Annotated in this window: 16 protein-coding genes, 1 other RNA gene and 1 pseudogene; 12 read left to right on the plus strand and 6 right to left on the minus strand. The window is 59.4% G+C overall.

Annotated elements, in window-relative coordinates; all coding sequences use genetic code 11:
• Positions 1-20 precede the first annotated feature (20 nt).
• Together GN234_RS23795 and zapE are read left to right on the plus strand one after the other, a co-directional pair.
• Positions 21-1,376 (plus strand): tryptophan--tRNA ligase, encoded by a 1,356-nt coding sequence (locus GN234_RS23795; protein WP_163856809.1) that lies wholly within the window; start codon positions 21-23, stop codon positions 1,374-1,376.
• A 103-nt stretch (positions 1,377-1,479) separates the two neighbouring features.
• Entirely contained in the window at positions 1,480-2,574 is a 1,095-nt protein-coding gene (gene zapE / locus GN234_RS23800; protein WP_163856812.1) for a cell division protein ZapE, read from the plus strand.
• 190 nt (positions 2,575-2,764) lie between these two features.
• On the opposite strand, the pseudogene GN234_RS23805 reads toward zapE, so the two are convergent.
• Positions 2,765-3,662, minus strand: a pseudogene (locus GN234_RS23805) (GlxA family transcriptional regulator).
• A 245-nt stretch (positions 3,663-3,907) separates the two neighbouring features.
• Between GN234_RS23805 and GN234_RS23810 the strand changes: the two are divergent.
• Positions 3,908-5,044: an acyl-CoA dehydrogenase family protein gene (locus GN234_RS23810; protein ID WP_116833403.1), complete on the plus strand. Its 1,137-nt coding sequence runs from the start codon at positions 3,908-3,910 to the stop codon at positions 5,042-5,044.
• Positions 5,045-5,176: 132 nt separating this feature from the next.
• On the opposite strand, the gene GN234_RS23815 is transcribed toward GN234_RS23810, so the two are convergent.
• Positions 5,177-6,217 (minus strand): NADP(H)-dependent aldo-keto reductase, encoded by a 1,041-nt coding sequence (locus GN234_RS23815; RefSeq protein WP_116833402.1) that lies wholly within the window; start codon positions 6,215-6,217, stop codon positions 5,177-5,179.
• 245 nt (positions 6,218-6,462) lie between these two features.
• Here GN234_RS23815 and rplM point away from each other — a divergent pair, with 245 nt between their 5' ends.
• The 7 genes from rplM (at position 6,463) to GN234_RS23850 (ending at position 11,340) form a co-directional block, all read left to right on the plus strand.
• A complete protein-coding gene (gene rplM, locus GN234_RS23820) occupies positions 6,463-6,891 on the plus strand; it encodes a 50S ribosomal protein L13 (protein ID WP_003205365.1) in 429 nt (142 codons plus the stop codon).
• Positions 6,892-6,905: 14 nt separating this feature from the next.
• Positions 6,906-7,298 (plus strand): 30S ribosomal protein S9, encoded by a 393-nt coding sequence (gene rpsI, locus GN234_RS23825; protein WP_003228056.1) that lies wholly within the window; start codon positions 6,906-6,908, stop codon positions 7,296-7,298.
• 256 nt (positions 7,299-7,554) lie between these two features.
• Positions 7,555-8,148: a ubiquinol-cytochrome c reductase iron-sulfur subunit gene (gene petA, locus GN234_RS23830; protein WP_109754820.1), complete on the plus strand. Its 594-nt coding sequence runs from the start codon at positions 7,555-7,557 to the stop codon at positions 8,146-8,148.
• Positions 8,148-9,359: a cytochrome b gene (locus GN234_RS23835; protein WP_003205362.1), complete on the plus strand. Its 1,212-nt coding sequence runs from the start codon at positions 8,148-8,150 to the stop codon at positions 9,357-9,359. Before petA ends, GN234_RS23835 begins: the two co-directional genes overlap by 1 nt.
• Entirely contained in the window at positions 9,359-10,141 is a 783-nt protein-coding gene (locus GN234_RS23840; protein ID WP_109754819.1) for a cytochrome c1, read from the plus strand. The genes GN234_RS23835 and GN234_RS23840 overlap by 1 nt, the downstream gene beginning before the upstream one ends.
• A 151-nt stretch (positions 10,142-10,292) precedes the next feature.
• Positions 10,293-10,910 (plus strand): glutathione S-transferase N-terminal domain-containing protein, encoded by a 618-nt coding sequence (locus tag GN234_RS23845; RefSeq protein WP_003178195.1) that lies wholly within the window; start codon positions 10,293-10,295, stop codon positions 10,908-10,910.
• Between the two features lie 16 nt (positions 10,911-10,926).
• Positions 10,927-11,340 carry a ClpXP protease specificity-enhancing factor gene (locus GN234_RS23850; RefSeq protein ID WP_058545586.1) on the plus strand — a complete coding sequence of 138 codons (414 nt, stop codon included), beginning with the start codon at positions 10,927-10,929 and terminating at the stop codon, positions 11,338-11,340.
• 164 nt (positions 11,341-11,504) lie between these two features.
• On the opposite strand, the gene GN234_RS23855 is transcribed toward GN234_RS23850, so the two are convergent.
• From GN234_RS23855 to GN234_RS23870, 4 genes are all read right to left on the minus strand, one after another.
• A complete protein-coding gene (locus GN234_RS23855) occupies positions 11,505-12,083 on the minus strand; it encodes a BON domain-containing protein (RefSeq protein ID WP_030139689.1) in 579 nt (192 codons plus the stop codon).
• Entirely contained in the window at positions 12,080-12,673 is a 594-nt protein-coding gene (locus GN234_RS23860) for a phosphoheptose isomerase (protein ID WP_007928463.1), read from the minus strand. The genes GN234_RS23855 and GN234_RS23860 overlap by 4 nt, the downstream gene beginning before the upstream one ends.
• Positions 12,674-12,775: 102 nt before the next feature.
• The gene (locus tag GN234_RS23865) at positions 12,776-13,138 is read right to left on the minus strand and encodes a YraN family protein (RefSeq protein ID WP_109754818.1); all 363 of its coding nucleotides are present in this window, start codon (positions 13,136-13,138) and stop codon (positions 12,776-12,778) included.
• Positions 13,138-14,949 (minus strand): penicillin-binding protein activator, encoded by a 1,812-nt coding sequence (locus GN234_RS23870; RefSeq protein ID WP_109754817.1) that lies wholly within the window; start codon positions 14,947-14,949, stop codon positions 13,138-13,140. Before GN234_RS23870 ends, GN234_RS23865 begins: the two co-directional genes overlap by 1 nt.
• Positions 14,950-15,315: 366 nt before the next feature.
• Between GN234_RS23870 and rsmI the strand changes: the two genes are divergently transcribed.
• Both rsmI and rnpB read left to right on the plus strand, forming a co-directional pair.
• Entirely contained in the window at positions 15,316-16,188 is an 873-nt protein-coding gene (rsmI, locus tag GN234_RS23875; protein WP_176689166.1) for a 16S rRNA (cytidine(1402)-2'-O)-methyltransferase, read from the plus strand.
• Between the two features lie 74 nt (positions 16,189-16,262).
• An RNA gene (gene rnpB / locus GN234_RS23880) (RNase P RNA component class A) lies at positions 16,263-16,616 on the plus strand.
• Positions 16,617-16,701: the final 85 nt, after the last annotated feature.

Here is a 16,701-nt window from a genome sequence, read left to right on the forward strand (position 1 = left end):
AGTCTGACAAGCGATAACCCATGACGACGCGTACCCGTATCCTGACCGGCATCACCACCACCGGCACCCCGCACCTGGGCAACTATGCCGGCGCTATCCGTCCGGCGATCCTCGCCAGCCGCGACAGTAACGCCGATTCGTTCTACTTCCTGGCCGACTACCACGCCCTGATCAAATGCGATGACCCGCTGCGTATCCAGCGTTCGCGCCTGGAAATCGCCGCCACTTGGCTGGCCGGCGGCCTGGACGTGGACCGCGTGACCTTTTATCGGCAGTCCGACATTCCCGAGATTCCCGAACTGACCTGGCTGCTGACCTGCGTCGCCGCCAAGGGCCTGCTCAACCGTGCCCATGCCTACAAGGCCTCGGTGGACAAGAACGTCGAGGCCGGCGAAGACCCGGACGCCGGCATCACCATGGGCCTGTACAGCTACCCGGTACTGATGGCCGCCGACATCCTGATGTTCAACGCCCATAAGGTGCCGGTCGGTCGTGACCAGATCCAGCACGTGGAAATGGCCCGCGACATCGGCCAGCGCTTCAATCACCTGTTCGGCCAGGGCAAGGAGTTCTTCACCATGCCCGAGGCGCTGATCGAGGAAAGCGTGGCGACGCTGCCGGGCCTCGATGGCCGCAAGATGTCCAAGAGCTACGACAACACCATCCCGTTGTTCAGCAGCGCCAAGGACATGAAGGACGCGATCTCGCGGATCGTTACCGACTCCCGTGCCCCGGGCGAAGCCAAGGATCCGGACAATTCGCACCTGTTCACCCTGTTCCAGGCTTTTGCCACTGCCGAACAGTCCGCCGGCTTCCGCAGCGAACTGCTGCAAGGCCTGGGTTGGGGCGAAGCCAAGAACCGTCTGTTCCAGTTGCTCGACAGTGAGTTGGGTGAAGCGCGTGAGCGTTATCACCAGTTGATCGAGCGTCCGGCGGACCTGGAAGACATCCTGCAGCACGGCGCGAAAAAAGCCCGGGCCGTGGCGACGCCGTTCCTCAATGAACTGCGCGAGGCCGTTGGCCTGCGGTCGTTTGTCAGCCAGGTCCAAGTGGCCGCCAGCACCAAGAAGAAAGCCACCAAGGCTGCACGCTTCGTGAGCTTTCGCGAAGACGACGGCAGTTTCCGCTTCCGTCTGCTGGCCGCCGACGGCGAGCAACTGTTGTTGTCCCGCCACTTTGCCGATGGCAAGGCTGCTGGCCAGGTCACCAAGCAATTGCAGTCCGGTCAGCCATTGGATGTTCGTAACGACGGACAGAGTTTCAGTGTCTGGCTCGACGGCGAATGCGTGGCGGACAGCCCGGCTTTCGCAGACAGCGCCGCTCGCGATGCAGGCATTGATGCGTTGCGTGTTGCCCTGACACCTGCCCAGGACTGATTCTGGCGCGTAACTCCGACCATCGGCCCGAATACGGGCCGATTGCCATTCCTTTGGGCCATCGCTACAGTGACGGCCCGTTTTTGTTGCCTTGCTAACGAATATGACGCCCCTAGAACGATATCAAGCTGATCTGAAACGCCCGGAGTTTTTCCACGACGCAGCCCAGGAAACGGCGGTGCGGCATTTGCAGCGCCTGTACGATGACTTGGTCGCGGCGTCGAACAACAAGCCGGGCCTGTTGGGCAAACTGTTCGGCAAGAAAGACCAGACACCGGTCAAGGGCCTGTATTTCTGGGGCGGCGTAGGCCGTGGCAAGACTTATCTGGTGGACACCTTCTTCGAAGCGCTGCCGTTCAAGGAGAAGACGCGGACGCACTTCCACCGCTTCATGAAGCGTGTGCACGAAGAAATGAAGACCCTGGGTGGCGAGAAGAACCCGCTGACCATCATCGCCAAGCGTTTCTCCGACGAGACCCGGGTGATCTGCTTCGATGAGTTTTTCGTGTCCGACATCACCGACGCCATGATCCTCGGCACCTTGATGGAAGAGCTGTTCAAGAACGGCGTGACCCTGGTCGCCACCTCGAACATCGTGCCGGATGGCCTGTACAAGGACGGCCTGCAGCGGGCGCGTTTCCTGCCGGCCATTGCGCTGATCAAGGAGCACACCGAAATCGTCAACGTCGACAGCGGCGTGGATTATCGCCTGCGTCACCTCGAGCAAGCCGAGCTGTTCCACTTTCCCCTGGATGCCGCCGCCGAAGAAAGCTTGCGCAAGAGCTTCCGTGCCTTGACGCCGGAATGCACCCAGGCGGTGGAAAACGATGTATTGATCATCGAGAACCGTGAAATCCGCGCCATCCGCACCTGTGACGACGTGGCCTGGTTCGACTTCCGCGAACTGTGCGACGGCCCTCGCAGCCAGAACGACTACATCGAGCTGGGCAAGATCTTCCACGCCGTGCTGCTCAGCGGCGTCGAACAAATGAGCGTCACCACCGACGACATCGCCCGCCGCTTCATCAACATGGTCGACGAGTTCTACGACCGTAACGTGAAGCTGATCATTTCGGCTGAAGTCGAACTCAAGGACCTTTACACCGGCGGTCGCCTGACGTTCGAATTCCAGCGGACCTTGAGTCGTTTGCTGGAGATGCAATCCCACGAATTCCTGGCGCGGGCGCATAAGCCGTAGGGGGATTCGGAACAAAAAAGGCCTGCGATTGCAGGCCTTTTTTGTGCGCGCGAGATTTAGCAGTTCACTGCATAACCCTGTGGGAGCGGGCTTGCTCGCGAAGGGGGCGGTATGTTCAGCATAGATGCAAGCTGACCCACCGCTTTCGCGAGCAAGCCCGCTCCCACATTGGATTGCATTCAGCTCCGGTTCACGCCGCCTGCTGAAACTGCTGCCGATACTGGTTCGGCGACAGGTCGGTATGTTGCCGGAACAACCGGGCGAAAAAAGCTCGCATCGTCGTAGCCGACTTCATAGCTGATGGTCTTGATGCTCTTGCGGCTGCCGGAGAGCAGGCCCTTGGCGGTTTCTATCCGCAGTCGTTGCAGGTAATGCAGTGGTTTGTCACCCGTTGCGGTCTGGAAGCGGCGCATGAAATTGCGAATGCTCATGCCGTGTTCGCGGGCGACGTCCTCGAAGCGGAATTTGTCGGCGAAGTGCTCCTCAAGCCAGTGCTGGATCTGCAGGATGATCACATCCTGGTGCAGTTTCTGCCCGCCGAAGCCGATCCGTCCCGGCGAATAGCTGCGTTGCACTTCATACAGGATGTCCCGCGCCACGGCCTGGGCCACATTGGCGCCACAGAAGCGTTCAATGAGGTAAATGTAGAGGTCGCAGGCTGAGGTCGCACCGCCAGCGCAGAACAGGTTGTCGGCGTCGGTCAGGTGCTTGTCCTGGTTCAGGTGCACTTGGGGGAAGCGCTCCTTGAAGGCATTGAAGAAGCGCCAGTAGGTGGTCGCCTCCTTGCCGTCGAGCAGCCCGGACTCGGCCAGCCAGAACACCCCGGTGGCTTCGCCGCAGAGCACCGCACCGCGGGCATGTTGTTCCCGCAGCCAGGGCAGGACCTGAGGATAACGTTGGCAGAGGCTGGCGAAATCATCCCAGAAGGCTGGCAGGATGATGACGTCGGTATTTTCCAGGCCACCGTCCACCGGCATGATCACATCGCTGAAGCTGTTCACCGGTTTGCCATCGGGGCTGACCAGGCGGATTTCAAACGCCGGCGTCAGGCCTAGGCCCAGTTGCTTGCCATAGCGCAGGCTGGCCAGGTGGAAAAAATCCTTGGCTTGCATGAGGGTGAAGGCGAAGACCCGGTCGATTGCCAGGATGCTGACGCGCCGCAAGGGCGTGGAGACGTGCATAGACATAATTCATCTTTATTTTTATAGGGGAAAGTGGTCACCAGACGGCTGGATCGTCTTATTTTTTGTCGGATGTGTCCAGTGTCCTGTCGTACACCGCAGGCTTTAGGCTCTATCGGATAACCACGTCCAACAATAATCAAAGGTGCCTCATGATCCCAAGAACACTGTTCAGTCCCGAGCACGAATTGTTTCGCGACAGCGTACGAACCTTCCTCGAAAAAGAAGCCGTGCCGTACCACAGCCAGTGGGAAAAACAGGGGCATGTCGACCGCCAGCTCTGGAACAAAGCGGGGGAGGCGGGCATGTTGTGCTCGCACCTTCCAGAAGCCTACGGCGGGCTGGACGCGGACTTCCTCTACAGCACGGTGGTGATCGAGGAGATCGGCCGCCTGGGGCTGACGGGGATCGGTTTCTCGCTGCATTCCGACATCGTCGCGCCGTACATCCTGCATTACGGCAGTGAAGCGCTGAAACACAAATACCTGCCGAAACTGGTGTCTGGTGAGATGGTCACGGCCATCGCCATGACCGAGCCGGGCGCCGGTTCCGACCTGCAAGGCGTGAAGACCTCGGCGGTGCTGGACGGCGATGAGTACGTCATCAACGGCTCGAAGACTTTCATTACCAATGGTTTCCTGGCTGACCTGGTGATCGTGGTCGCCAAGACCGATCCGAAGGCTGGGTCCAAGGGCACCAGCCTGTTCCTGGTGGAGGCGGGCACGCCGGGTTTCGAAAAGGGCAAGCGCCTGGAAAAAGTTGGAATGAAGGCCCAGGACACCTCGGAATTGTTCTTCCAGGATGTCCGCGTGCCGAAGGAAAACCTGCTTGGCCAGGCCGGAATGGGCTTCGCCTACTTGATGCAGGAGCTACCTCAGGAGCGCCTGACCGTCGCCATTGGCGGCCTGGCCTCGGCCGAAGCGGCGCTGCAATGGACCCTGGACTACACCCGCGACCGCAAGGCGTTCGGCAAATCCATCGCGGACTTCCAGAACACCCGTTTCAAGCTCGCGGAAATGGCCACCGAAATCCAGATTGGCCGGGTCTTCGTCGACCGCTGCCTGGAACTGCACCTGCAAGGCAAGCTCGATGTACCGACGGCGGCGATGGCCAAGTACTGGGGCACCGACCTGCAATGCAAGGTGCTCGACGAATGCGTGCAGCTACACGGCGGCTACGGCTTCATGTGGGAATACCCGGTTGCCCGGGCGTGGGCGGATGCGCGGGTGCAGCGGATCTATGCCGGGACCAATGAAATCATGAAGGAGATTATTGCGCGGTCGCTTTGATGACGTAGTGACTGTTAGACCGCTATCGCGAGCAGGCTCGCTCTCACAAGGGTGTCTGTCGAATCACAAATTGTGGTCAGACATAAATCCAATGTGGGAGTGAGCCTGCTCGCGATGAGGGCTATGAATCAATCAAGGCGCCGGATTCGGCTGGTCCTTGTGAATCGCCTCGATCCCCGCCAGGACTTCATCCGACAGCTTCAGGTCGAAGCTGGCGATGTTGCTGTCCAGTTGCTCCAGCGTGGTGGCGCCGATGATGTTGCTGGTCACGAACGGCTGCTGGGTGACGAACGCCAGGGCCATCTGTGCGGGGTCCAGGCCATGTTCGCGGGCCAACGCCACATAGCGGCTGCATGCTGCTTCCGACTGCGGATTGAAATAGCGCATGAAGCGGCTATAGAGGGTCAGGCGACCCTTGGCTGGCCGTGCGCCGTTTTCGTATTTGCCCGACAGGAAACCGAACGCCAGGGGCGAGTAGGCCAGCAGGCCGCACTGTTCGCGGATGGCGATTTCCGCGAGGCCGACCTCGAAGCTGCGATTGAGCAGGTTGTAAGGGTTCTGGATCGACACCGCCCGCGGCCAGCCACGGGCTTCGGCCAGGGCGAGGAATTTCATGGTGCCCCAAGGCGTTTCGTTGGACAGGCCGATGTGGCGGATCTTGCCGGCGCGGACCTGTTCGTCCAGGGCTTCGAGGGTTTCCTCCAGCGGGGTGAACGTTTCGTCGGCCTTGTGCTGGTAGCCCAGTTGGCCAAAGAAATTGGTGCTGCGTTCCGGCCAATGCAACTGGTAAAGATCGATCCAGTCGGTCTGCAAGCGCTTGAGGCTGGCATCCACCGCTTCGACGATGTGGCGGCGGTTATGCTTGAGGTTCTGGTCGCGGATGTAGTCGATGGTGTTGCCGGGACCGGCGATCTTGCTTGCCAGGATCCAGTCGGCACGGTCGCCGCGGCTCTTGAAGTAATTGCCGATGTAGCGCTCGGTGGTGGCGTAGGTCTCGGCCTTCGGTGGCACCGGGTACATCTCGGCGGTGTCCATGAAATTGATGCCGGCACCCTTGGCGCGTTCGATCTGGGCGAAGGCTTCGGCCTCGCTGTTCTGCTCACCCCAGGTCATGGTTCCGAGGCACAGGGCACTCACGTTCAGATCGGTACGGCCTAGCTGGCGATAGTCCATCGGGACCTCCTTGGGCAAAACAATCATAAAAGCAGGTTGAAATATTTTTCGCAATCTGCATAATTGCGCACCTCTTTCTGCAGTGGAAGTGATGCGCCGCCGCCGAAGAATCTTGCCGTTGAACGGACGCGCCGACCCGAGCCCCCGAAAGCGTCTGTATCCGGCTGCCTTTGACTTGTCAAAGTACGCACTATTCAGTAAGATCCGCCGTCTAATTTACAGGGCGGCCCCTGAGGCTATAAAGAATGAAAACTTTTACTGCTAAACCGGAAACAGTAAAGCGCGACTGGTTTGTCGTCGACGCTGCTGGTCAGACCCTGGGTCGTCTGGCCACCGAAATCGCGAGCCGTCTGCGTGGCAAGCACAAGCCTGAGTACACCCCTCACGTTGACACCGGTGACTACATCGTCGTGATCAACGCTGAGCAAGTACGTGTTACTGGCGCTAAAACCACTGACAAAATGTACTACTCCCACTCCGGTTTTCCTGGCGGCATCAAGTCGATCAACTTCGAAAAGCTGATCGCCAAAGCCCCTGAGCGCGTGATCGAGACCGCGGTTAAAGGCATGCTGCCTAAAAACCCACTGGGTCGCGACATGTATCGTAAGCTGAAGGTTTATGCGGGCGCTGCTCACCCTCATACTGCTCAGCAGCCCCAAGAACTGAAGTTTTAACGGAATAGTTCATTATGTCGGCGACTCAAAATTACGGCACTGGCCGTCGCAAGACTGCAACCGCACGCGTTTTCCTGCGTCCGGGCACTGGTAACATCTCCATCAACAACCGCTCCCTGGATAACTTCTTCGGCCGCGAAACTGCCCGCATGGTAGTTCGTCAGCCGCTGGAACTGACCGAGACCGTCGAAAAATTCGACATCTACGTCACCGTTATCGGTGGTGGTGTAAGTGGTCAAGCTGGCGCAATCCGCCACGGCATCACTCGCGCCCTGATGGACTACGACGAGACTCTGCGTAGTGCTCTGCGCAAAGCCGGCTTCGTAACTCGCGATGCTCGCGAAGTTGAACGTAAGAAAGTCGGTCTGCGTAAAGCGCGTAAGCGTCCGCAGTACTCGAAGCGTTAATTCCGCTTCCGCTTTCAAAAGGCGCCCAGTTCCTCACGGAGCTGGGCGTTTTTTTATGGGCAAAAGAATTGCTCTGTGACAACTTGCCACATTCGTAGAGCCCCTATACTACAAGGCTTGGCGGTTTGGCCGCTTGGTAATTACCTTGTCAGAATTGGGGCTTTTCATTACCATTCGGCAAAATTTTTATAAGTTCAGATTTTTACTTAGTAGACGCCTGATCTAACAGGCCACAAAGCTGATGGGAGAGGACTGAATGAGCAATGACGGCGTGAATGCAGGCCGGCGTCGCTTCCTGGTAGCAGCCACATCCGTGGTGGGTGCTGCAGGAGCGGTGGGGGCTGCGGTCCCGTTCGTGGGGTCATGGTTTCCCAGTGCCAAGGCGAAAGCTGCAGGTGCACCGGTGAAAGTGAATGTCAGCAAGATCGAGCCAGGCCAGCAGATGATTGCTGAGTGGCGCGGCCAGCCGGTGTTCATCGTCCGCCGTACAGAGGAAATCCTGGGGAATCTGAAAAAGATCGAGGGGCAGTTGTCCGACCCCACCTCCAAGAACTCGACGCAACCGACCTATGTCGATCCGGAGACACGTTCGATCAAGCCAGAAGTCCTGCTTCTGATCGGGATCTGCACGCACCTGGGTTGCTCGCCAACGTTCCGTCCTGAAGTGGCGCCTGCCGACTTGGGCAAGGACTGGGTTGGTGGTTATTTCTGCCCTTGCCACGGCTCCCACTACGACCTGGCCGGTCGCGTCTACAAGTCGCAGCCTGCACCTCTGAACCTGCCAGTTCCCCCGCATTCCTATGAGTCGGATGACATCATTGTCATCGGCGTCGACACGGAGAAAGCGTGATGAGCAAATTCATGGATTGGGTTGATGCGCGCTTTCCCGCGACCAAAATGTGGGAAGACCATCTCAGCAAATATTACGCTCCAAAAAACTTCAACTTCTTCTACTTCTTTGGCTCTCTGGCATTGCTCGTTCTGGTCAACCAGATCGTTACCGGTGTCTGGCTGACCATGAGCTACACCCCGTCGGCGGAAGAAGCGTTTGCCTCCGTCGAATACATCATGCGCGATGTCGAGTACGGCTCGATCCTGCGTCTGCTGCACTCCACTGGCGCTTCGGCGTTCTTCATCGTGGTCTACCTGCACATGTTCCGTGGTCTGCTCTACGGTTCGTACCAGAAGCCTCGTGAGCTGGTGTGGGTTTTCGGCATGCTGATCTACCTGGCGCTGATGGCCGAAGCCTTCATGGGCTACCTGCTGCCATGGGGCCAGATGTCCTACTGGGGTGCCCAGGTGATCATCTCGTTGTTCGGTGCGATTCCGGTCATCGGCGACGACCTGACCCAGTGGATCCGCGGTGACTACCTGATCTCCGGCATCACCCTGAACCGCTTCTTCGCCCTGCACGTCGTGGCCTTGCCGATCGTGATCCTCGGTCTGGTGGTACTGCACATCCTGGCGCTGCACGAAGTCGGCTCGAACAACCCCGATGGTGTGGACATCAAGAAGCACAAGGACGAGAACGGCGTACCGCTGGATGGCATTGCCTTCCACCCGTACTACACCGTGAAAGATATCGTCGGTGTGGTGGTCTTCCTGTTCATCTTCTGCTCCATCGTGTTCTTCTTCCCGGAAATGGGTGGTTATTTTCTCGAGAAGCCGAACTTCGAGCAAGCGAACGCCTTCAAGACCCCTGAACACATTGCCCCGGTCTGGTACTTCACGCCGTTCTACGCGATCCTGCGGGCGATTCCGGACAAGCTGATGGGCGTTATCGCCATGGGCGCGGCCATCGCCGTGCTGTTCGTCCTGCCGTGGCTGGACCGCAGTCCGGTCAAGTCGATGCGCTACAAAGGCTGGCTGAGCAAGATCTGGCTCGTGGTGTTCTGCATCTCGTTCGTGATCCTGGGCGTGCTGGGTGTACTGGCACCGACACCGGAGCGTACGTTGCTGTCGCAGGTTTGCACCTTCCTGTACTTCGCCTACTTCATTCTGATGCCGTTCTATACCAGGCTCGAGAAGACCAAACCGGTTCCGGAAAGGGTGACTGGCTGATGAAAAAGCTATTTGCTGTACTGATTCTTGCTGCTATGCCTGTATTGTCCTTCGCGGCCGAACACGGTGGTCCAGAGCTGGAAAAAGTCGACATCGACGTTTCCGACAAGGCTGCCATGCAGGACGGCGCACGGACGTTCGCCAACTACTGCATGGGCTGCCACAGTGCCAAGTTCCAGCGCTACGAGCGTGTAGCCGATGACCTGGGCATTCCCCATGAAATGATGCTCGAGAAACTGGTGTTCACCGGTGCCAAGCTGGGCGATCACATGACCATCGGCATGCAGCCTGCGGATGCCAAGACCTGGTTCGGCGCCGCGCCGCCGGATTTGACCCTGGTCGCCCGCGTACGTGGAACTGACTGGCTTTATGGTTACCTGCGTTCGTTCTACGAAGACCCTGCGCGTCCATGGGGCGTGAACAACAAGGTCTTCCCGAACGTCGGCATGCCTAACGTTCTGGTCGGCCTCCAGGGGCGCCAGGTGGTAGGCTGCAAACAGGTTCAGATCGTCGAGGGTGGTAAAAAGCAATTCGATCCGCTGACTGGCACCGCTTTGACGCATGAAGCCTGCGACCAACTGACCGTATTGCCGAACACCGGTAGCCTGACCCCGGAGCAGTTTGACGAGAAGGTCAAGAACCTGGTGACCTTCCTGGCCTACTCGGCCAACCCGGTGAAGCTGGAGCATCAGCGCATCGGTACCTATGTATTGCTGTACCTGGCGTTCTTCTTCGTATTCGCTTACCTGCTCAAGCGTGAATACTGGAAAGACGTGCATTGATAAAGCTGTAAGCCGTTGCTGTTAATCGTGCGCGCCCAAGGGCGTCTCTAGAAATGTAACGAGCCTGGTCAGCCAGGTGTTACGGGAGACGCTCTCTGGGCGCGCTCGTTTTTCCGTTTTTCGATAATTTCAACAAGCGAGGAGGATCGCCATGGGCGTGACCAATCGGTTGGCCTGTTACTCCGACCCCGCCGACCACTATTCCCACCGGGTACGCATCGTACTGGCAGAGAAGGGTGTCAGCGCCGAGATCATTTACGTCGAAGCGGGCCGTCAGCCGCCGAAGCTGATCGAAGTGAACCCTTACGGCAGTCTGCCCACACTGGTCGATCGTGACCTGGCATTGTGGGAGTCGACCGTGGTGATGGAATACTTGGATGAGCGTTATCCGCATCCGCCTTTGCTGCCGGTGTACCCTGTCGCACGCGCCAACAGTCGTTTGCTGATCCATCGCATCCAGCGTGACTGGTGCGGGTTGGTGGATCTGATCCTGGATTCCCGGACCAAGGAACCCGCGCGGGTCGTGGCACGTAAGGAACTGCGTGAAAGCCTGACTGGCGTATCGCCGTTGTTCGTCGACAAGCCGTTTTTCCTCAGTGAGGAACAAAGTCTGGTGGATTGCTGCCTATTGCCCATACTCTGGCGTTTGCCGATTCTGGGTATCGAACTGCCGCGGCCTGCCAAGCCGCTGCTTGATTATATGGAGCGCCAATTCGCGCGTGAGGCTTTCCAGGCGAGTCTGTCTGGTGTCGAACGCGACATGCGCTAAGGCTTAGGGAGCCGCTATGAACTCCAGTCGACCTTATCTGGTCCGCGCGCTCTACGAGTGGATTGTGGATAACGATTGCACCCCGCACATGCTGGTCAACGCCGAGTATCCGTCGGTGCAGGTGCCGCAGGGTTTTGCCAACGATGGGCAGATTGTCCTGAACGTATCGCCAGCCGCTGTGCGTCACCTGCACATGGATAATGACGCCGTCAGCTTCGAAGGGCGCTTCGGTGGTGTGCCGCACACGCTGTACGTGCCTATTGCTGCGATCCTGGGGATTTATGCTCGGGAGAATGGCCAGGGCATGGTGTTTGAGCTGGAAGCGCCGCTGGACGGTGAAGAAGAGTTCGAGCCGGATGATGACCTGCCGCCACCGGATGACGAGCCGCCGCGTCCTAGCGGGCGGCCTAGTCTGAAAGTGGTGAAATAGATCTGCTGGCTGGTTTGAAGAAAATGCCTGTGTCGTGAGATGCGGGCATTTTTTTTGTGGTTCCGTGGTTGGTGTGTATATCACGCCAGTCAGCCCTGAAATCGAACCCAAAAAAAGGCGCTTTCCCCGCCTGGGAAAAGCGCCTTTTCTGAGCTCGCGCTGTATCAGTCAATGTACTCAAACAACTTGACGATTTTCTGCACCCCGGACACACCCTGCACCAGATTGGTCGCCTGCGCGGCCTCTTGCTTGGTCAGCAGCCCCAGCAGATAGACAATGCCATTCTCAGTCACGACCTTGATGCGCGAGCCGGGAATGCTGGCGTCGGTGAGCATCTGGGTCTTGATTTTGGTGGTCAGCCAGGCGTCATTCTGGCGTGCCAGCAGCGAGGACGGTTGCAACACCTGCAGTTCGTTATGCACGGTCTTGACCCGCTGCACGGCGCTGGCTTCCTGCTCGGCCTTGGCCTTGAGGTCGGCGCGCGGGGTCTGGCCGGCCAGCAATACGACGCCGTTGAAGCTGGTGACGACGATGTGCGAGTTGTTGTCCAGGTCCGGGTCGGCCTTGGCGATGTTCACTCCCACTTTGGTTTCGATCAGGGAGTCGTCGATCTTGCTGCCGAAGGTGCGGGTGCCGCGGTCGTCTTCAATCGGCTTTTCCCGGCTGGCGTTAACCACCGATGTGCAGCCGCTGATGCCGAGGCACAGGGTCAGGGCCAGAAGGCCTAGGCGATTAGGGGTCATTCTTCACTCCCGAACAGTTGGCTGTCGATCAAGTCGCAAAGGCAGTGGATCGCCAGCAGGTGGACTTCCTGGATACGTGCGGTGACATTGGCCGGTACGCGGATCTCGACGTCTTCAGGCAATAGCAGGGACGCCATGCCGCCGCCGTCACGACCGGTCAATGCTACGACAATCATTTCGCGATCATGTGCGGCCTGGATCGCTTGAATAATATTGGCCGAGTTGCCGCTGGTGGAAATGGCCAGCAGTACATCGCCGGGTTGACCCAGGGCGCGGATCTGTTTGGAGAATACTTCGTTGTAGCTGTAGTCGTTGGCGATCGAGGTGATCGTCGAGCTGTCGGTGGTCAGGGCGATCGCCGGCAGGCTCGGACGCTCGCGTTCGAAGCGGTTGAGCAGTTCCGAAGAGAAATGCTGGGCATCGCCGGCCGAGCCGCCATTGCCGCACGAAAGCATCTTGCCCTCGTTGAGCAAGGCGTTGACCATCACTTGGCTGGCTTGCTCGATGTGTGGTGCAAGTACGTCCATCGCCTGTTGCTTGGTGTCGATACTGGCCTGAAAAAGCTGGCGAATTCGCGATTGCATGTCCATCAGTGTGACCTTAAGTAGCGCGGCTTATCGGCACAAAAGTGTGCGGCGCGCAAAGCAAAGAGCAAAAAAGTTAGGTGAAGGTGTCCGGCTCGGCATGGGCGCTCAACTGTCGAAGGCGTTCTGCAGCCAATTCAACTGGGCGGCGTTGCTGTCGATGGCAACCACGTCGAAGCGGCAGGGATGATCGGCCCAGCGAGACTCGCTTTGCAGAAAGTACTGCGCGGCGAAAACCAGCTTCTGGCGCTTGCGCTCGTCAATGCTGTCGAGCGCGCCACCCCATTGAGTATTTTTTCTGTAGCGGACTTCGACGAATACTACTGTATCGCCGTCAAGCATGACCAGATCAAGCTCGCCGCGTTTACACAACCAGTTCTGCGCCACCAGCCGCAGGCCTTGCTGCTGGAGATGCGCGAGAGCCTGGCCCTCGGCATCCCGTCCGCGTTGCTGGCGTGATCGGTCAGGCATCAGCGCTGGGTATCCGGCAGGCGCTGTACCTGGCCGTTGACGAACTCGGCCCATGGCAGTTGACGCTGTACGCGCTGGGTTGCGGATACTGCCAGGCTGCCCGACAGGCCTTCGATGCGGCTGTCCGGCAGCGTCTTGAGCTGGCCCAGGCGCGGTGCCAGGCGATAGGCATCTACACCCATCGCGTACAACCGACCCAGGCTGCCACCGGCCTGGGGCCACTGGGCGGTGACCTGCTTGCGCAGTGGGTCATTGGCGTCGAGCAACCACGGGGTTTCGCAGAAGCGGATGCCGCTCATGTCGTTGTACTGGTTCTGGTCGCCGCTGGCGCTGAACACCGAAGACGTCGCGTAGACCGGCACGTCACCGGCGTACTGGAAGTTCAGGGTTGGCTTGATCTGCTGAGCCTGTTGCGGCGTCGAGGCCAGGAAGATGAACTCGATGTCCTGGCGACGGGATGGCTGGGCTGCGACCGTGGTGCCAACGGTGTTTTGCAGGCTTTTGGCGCGGCCCTCGCTCTGGCGCAATTGGAACATGTCGGCGATCTGCTGGGCCAGTTGCACTGGCTGGTCGACCCGTTCGATCGCGATGATGGTGCCGCCATTGGCCTGCCAGTCCTGGCTGAAGGCCTTCAGTACACGATCGCCCCATTCACCCTTCGGTATCATGGCGGCGGCACGATGCAGGCCGTCGGCACGGGCGCGACGGGACACTTCGCGCGCTTCATCCTCGGGCGCCAGGCCAAACTGGAACAGTTGCGGTGGCCCTTGTTCGCCTTCGCTGTAGTTCAGCGCCAGGGTGGTGATTGGCAGTTGCGGGCGAGTGCTGATCTGCTTGACCAGTGGTTTTTCCAGCGGTCCGACCACCAGTTGCACGCCGTCGGCCTGGGCCTTGCGGTAGAACTCGTCCATGGAGGTCAGGCTGGAGCTGTCGTAGAACTGGATGCTTGGTGGCTTCTGCCCGGCCTGCTGGGCCTGGTAGTGCGCGGCCATGAAGCCCTCACGCAAGGCCTTGGCAACCGCGGCCAACGGGCCATTCTGCGGCAGCAGCAGGGCGATCTTGCTCAGCGGCTGGCTCGCCAGTTCCTTGAGCTTGACCAGGGGTGTCGGTAGTTGCAGGGCGGCGGGGTGCTTCGGGTTCTGTTCGCGCCAGTGGTCGATGGCCGCCTGCTGTTGTTCCAGGGTGCCGGCGGTCTTGACGGCTTGGGCGAGGCTCAGCCAGCCGCCCAGATCGTCGTTGCTGGTCGGTTGCAACTGGTCGGTGGGCAGCGAGGCGATCAGTACCCAGATGGCTTCGTGGTTTTTCGCCGCGGCGTCGTTTTCCAGCAGGGGCGCGATGAAGATGCGCTCCTTGGCGGCGGCCAGGGTCTGGCCATCGGCCTCGAGGGCGCGGGCGCGGACGGTGCCGGTGCGGACCTGCTGCTCTACTGGCATTTCGCTCAGGTGTTGCAGGCTTGGGTGGCTCAGGGCAGTCAGTGCCGCCTTGGGCTGGTTGCGGGTCATCGCCAGTTCGGCCGACAGCGTGCTGGCAAAAATCTGCTGGCCGGGCTTGAGTTGCTCCATCGGCACTTGTTGCAGGATCTGTGCGGACTGGCCGGCGTTGCCCTGGCGGTAGGCCAGGTCGGCAGCGCTCAGGCGCAGTAGGGCGGCTTTTTCCGGGTTTTTGCTTTGGTTGGCCTGTTCGAGCAACTGCTCGATACTGGCATCCGGGGTCCGTGGAAGCTCGCCAAGGCTGGACGAGGGCGAGCTGGCGCAGGCCGCCAGGAGGGCAGCGAGGCAGAGGGCGGAGAGCAGCCGCAGGCAAGCGATCATGTAAGTGTTCCTGATACGAGATCAAATTAGCGTCGAATTGTACCCAAGCACTGGCCGGGGCGCGATGTTAGTGGTGTGAATCGATCAATTTAGGTATTTCAAAGGGTGCGGTGCAGCACAAAAGCCGCTACTCACTCGGGTGGCGACACCAACCTGTGGCGAGGGGGGATTTATCCCCGCTGGGTTGCGTAGCAGCCCCAAGACCTTCCACATCGGTGTGTCAGGCTGAATGGTTTCCAGCCTTTTTGGGGCTGCTGCGCAGCCCCGCGGGGATAAATCCCCTCGCCACAATGGCTGATGTGAACAACTGAGAGGGCTGGCACACGCTACAATGGCGGTTTTTACCGATCATGAGGTGTGCGCTTTTTGACTGCTCCAGGTGCTTTGAATTCCGCTGCCGGCTCGCTTTATGTGGTGGCGACGCCCATCGGCAACCTGGACGATATCAGTGCTCGGGCGCTGAAAATCCTGCAGGAGGTTGCGCTGATCGCGGCGGAAGACACGCGCCACTCCCAACGCCTGCTGCAGCATTTCGGTATTTCCACGCCATTGGCGGCCTGCCATGAACACAATGAGCGCGACGAGGGCAGCCGTTTCATTACCCGGCTATTGGCGGGCGATAACGTCGCGCTGATTTCCGATGCAGGGACGCCGCTGATTTCCGATCCTGGCTATCACCTGGTGCGCCAGGCTCGGGCCGCTGGCATCAATGTGGTTCCGGTGCCGGGCGCCTGCGCATTGATCGCTGCACTGTCGGCGGCGGGCCTGCCGTCGGACCGGTTCATCTTCGAAGGTTTCCTGCCGGCCAAGGCGGTGGGGCGGCGCGCCCGTCTGGATGCTATAAAGGAGGAGCCGCGTACGCTGATCTTCTATGAAGCGCCGCACCGCATTCTGGAATGCCTGCAAGACATGGAGTTGGTGTTTGGTCCCGAGCGTCCGGCACTGTTGGCTCGTGAGCTGACCAAGACGTTTGAAACCCTGAAGGGCCTGCCGTTGGCCGAGTTGCGAGCCTTTGTCGAAAGCGACAGCAACCAGCAACGCGGCGAGTGCGTCGTGCTAGTGGCCGGGTGGACAGCGCCGGAAAGTGAAGACGCTGTCAGCAGCGAGGCGATGCGCGTCCTGAACCTGTTGCTTGAGGAGATGCCCCTCAAGCGCGCCGCTGCCCTTGCTGCGCAGATCACTGGCGAGCGCAAGAACGTGCTGTATCAGGTCGCGCTGGAAAAACAGAAAGGCCAGTGAAACCGGGATATGGGGCTGGCCCAAGGCTTTTAGCGCTTGTTCTTCGGGCGCTCTACCGTTAACCTTCGCGGCGGAGAGTCGATTGGACAGTCGCTGCCCTCTATGAGAATTAGGGGGGGGAGGAAAGTCCGGGCTCCATAGGGCGAAGTGCCAGGTAATGCCTGGGAGGCGTGAGCCTACGGAAAGTGCCACAGAAAATAACCGCCTAAGCGCTTCGGCGCCGGTAAGGGTGAAAAGGTGCGGTAAGAGCGCACCGCACGTCTGGCAACAGTTCGTGGCTAGGTAAACCCCACTTGGAGCAAGACCAAATAGGGTCCCAAGGCGTGGCCCGCGCTGGGACCGGGTAGGTTGCTAAAGATGTCCAGTGATGGCCATCGTAGACGAATGACTGTTCAAGACAGAACCCGGCTTACAGATCGACTCTCCACCTTTTCCCTCCCTGCCGGAATCACTGGCAGACGCAGTTCCTAATACCAAAAAAATCTTACTCTTAACAAATCACTTTAACTTGTG

Origin of the sequence: Pseudomonas bijieensis (assembly GCF_013347965.1) — a bacterium.
Classification (GTDB): domain Bacteria; phylum Pseudomonadota; class Gammaproteobacteria; order Pseudomonadales; family Pseudomonadaceae; genus Aquipseudomonas; species Aquipseudomonas bijieensis.